At 73.0% G+C, this 2,255-nt stretch carries 3 protein-coding genes; 2 read left to right on the top strand and 1 reads right to left on the bottom strand.

All coding sequences use genetic code 11. The features are described 5' to 3' along the window. Positions 1–115: 115 nt before the first annotated feature. The gene (locus tag AB0O29_RS35225; RefSeq protein WP_365160332.1) at positions 116–520 is read left to right on the top strand and encodes a hypothetical protein; all 405 of its coding nucleotides are present in this window, start codon (positions 116–118) and stop codon (positions 518–520) included. A gap of 62 nt (positions 521–582) precedes the next feature. Here AB0O29_RS35225 and AB0O29_RS35220 read toward each other — a convergent pair whose 3' ends face one another. Continuing rightward, on the bottom strand, positions 583–1,593 hold the full coding sequence (locus AB0O29_RS35220) for a glutathione S-transferase C-terminal domain-containing protein (protein ID WP_365160329.1): 1,011 nt from the start codon (positions 1,591–1,593) through the stop codon (positions 583–585). Between the two features lie 125 nt (positions 1,594–1,718). Between AB0O29_RS35220 and AB0O29_RS35215 the strand changes: the two genes are divergently transcribed. Continuing rightward, on the top strand, positions 1,719–2,198 hold the full coding sequence (locus AB0O29_RS35215; protein ID WP_365160326.1) for an HIT family protein: 480 nt from the start codon (positions 1,719–1,721) through the stop codon (positions 2,196–2,198). Positions 2,199–2,255: the final 57 nt, after the last annotated feature.

Here is a 2,255-nt window from a genome sequence, read left to right as displayed (position 1 = left end):
CCCTGGTCCTCGCCACCGGCCTGGTGGACGTCGCCCGGCCCGCGGGCCGGGAGGAGGAGGTCGCAGCGCTGCTGGCCGCCCGCATCGAGACGACGACGTACCGCCCGTCCCGCAGATGGTCTCCTTCGCCGCCTGGCGCGATGACGGCGCCCCGCACGGCCGGCGTTACGTCACCCTCGCCGAGCTGCTGGTGCGGCTGGGGAGTTTCGGGCTCGGGCTGGTCTGGAAGGCGCGGGTGTTCGATGGGGAGCCGCACCCGGCGTTCGCCCCGCTGGCGGAGGCCTCGGCGGGCCGGGGGATCCCCACCCTTGAGCTGCTGGCCACGGAGGCGCCGTACCTCCAGGCGGTCGACGCGGACTTCGAGGGGTACGCGGGCGGGGAACTCGTGCTGACCCTGAGGGAGTTCGACAGCGGCAGCTGGGACGTGCGTACGGCCGAGCCGTGGGTGCTGGAGGAGGTCCGGCGGCACTACCCGGACGCCACGCCGCTGACGCGGGCCGCATGGGACTCCACGAACTGAGCCCCGGGTGAGGGGGACGGCGGCGGGGCCGGGGTGCGGGGTGCCGGCCGGCCCCGCCGGTGTCAGGGCTGCGGTGCCGGCCGCAGCGGCGGGACCGTCTCGGTGGGGGAGGGGGCCCCGGGCGGGGTGCCGTCGCCGAAGGGGCGGCCGCCGAGGACCTCGCGGCCGTGCGGCTCCAGCCAGCCCGACGGGTCGGGGCCGGCGGGCACGATCCCCGTCGGGTTGATGTGGCCGTGGACCACGTAGAAGTGCTGCTTGATGTGGCCGAAGTCGACGGTGTCCCCGAACCCCGGCGTCTGGAACAGGTCCCGGGCGTACGCCCACAGCACCGGCATCTCCGTCAGCTTCTGCCGGTTGCACTTGAAGTGGCCGTGGTAGACGGCGTCGAAGCGCACCAGCGAGGTGAACAGCCGGATGTCCGCCTCGGTGATCGTGTCGCCGACGAGGTAGCGGGAGCCCTCCAGCCGCTCGGAGAGCAGGTCGAGACGGGCGAAGAGCCGCTCGTACGCCTCCTCGTACGCCTCCTGGGACTTGGCGAACCCGGTGCGGTAGACCCCGTCGTTCACGTCCCGGTAGATCTCCTCGCCGATCGCGTCGACCTCCGCCCGCAGCGCCGCCGGGTACAGGTCGGGCGCGCCGTCGCGGTGGTACGCGGTCCACTCCAGCGCCATGTCGAGGGTGATCTGCGCGTAGTCGTTCGTGACGACCTGGCCGCTCGGCACGTCCACGATCGCGGGCACGGTGATGCCCCGGTCGTAGTCGGGGTCGCGGGCGAGGAACGCCTCCTGGAGCCGTTCTATCCCCAGCACCGGGTCGCGGCCCCCCGGGTCGAGGTCGAAGGTCCAGCTGCGCTTGTCGTGCGTCGGCCCGGCCACGGCCATGGGCAGGGCCTTCTCCAGTCCGAGGAGCCGGCGGATGATCACCGCCCGGTGGGCCCAGGGGCAGGCGCGGCTGACCACCAGGCGGTAGCGGCCGGGCTCCACGGGGAAGCCGTCGCGTCCGTCGGCGGTGATCCGCGTGGTGATGTAGCGGCTGTCACGGGAGTACCCCTTGCCGGGGTTTACGTTGCTCACCCCGGGGCCATACCCAGGAACCACGCCGCCGAGCGCCCGCTCCACCACCGCTCCGCCGCGCCTCGTCCGGCGCGGGCGGGCGCACACCGCCGCCGCTGACAGGAGTACCGATGGACCGACAGCCGATGGATCTCGAAGCGTACGTGGAACGGACCCGGAGCGGCCCGTGCTTCGTCTGCGCGTTCCTCGCCGGGGACCCGGACTTCCCGCACGAGACCGTCCACGAGGACGAGGAGAACATCGCGTTCCTGGACCGCTGGCCCACGCTGCCGGGGAAGGTCCTCGTCGCCCCGAAGGCGCACGTCGAGCACGTGGTGCGCGACCTGGACGAGGCGGCCTACGGCCGCCTGATGCTGTTCGTCCGGGAGGTGGCCCTCGCCGTCGAGGCCGTGTGCCGGCCGGAGCGCACGTACCTGTACTCGCTCGGCAGCCGTCAGGGCAACGCGCACCTCCACTGGCACGTCGCCGCCCTGCCGCCCGGAGTCCCCTACGCCGAGCAGCAGTTCCACGCGCTGATGACGGAGAACGGGGTCCTGGCGCCGTCGCCGGAGGAGTCGGCCGTGCTGGCCGCGCGACTGCGCGAGGCGATCCGCGTCCGGGAGTGACGGGAGGGGCTTTGTGCGGGCGTCCGTGATCACCTATTATCGTCGCAACGACGATAA

Origin of the sequence: Streptomyces sp. NPDC089915 (assembly GCF_040684675.1) — a bacterium.
Classification (GTDB): domain Bacteria; phylum Actinomycetota; class Actinomycetes; order Streptomycetales; family Streptomycetaceae; genus Streptomyces.
The sequence above is the reverse complement of the archived record's forward strand: the minus strand, read 5'-3'. Positions and strand labels throughout refer to the sequence as shown.

Coding starts and splice junctions, on each gene's coding strand:
- AB0O29_RS35215 (WP_365160326.1), top strand. CDS start 1,719: ATGGATCTCGAAGCGTACGTGGAACGGACCCGGAGCGGCCCGTGCTTC.
- AB0O29_RS35225 (WP_365160332.1), top strand. CDS start 116: ATGGTCTCCTTCGCCGCCTGGCGCGATGACGGCGCCCCGCACGGCCGG.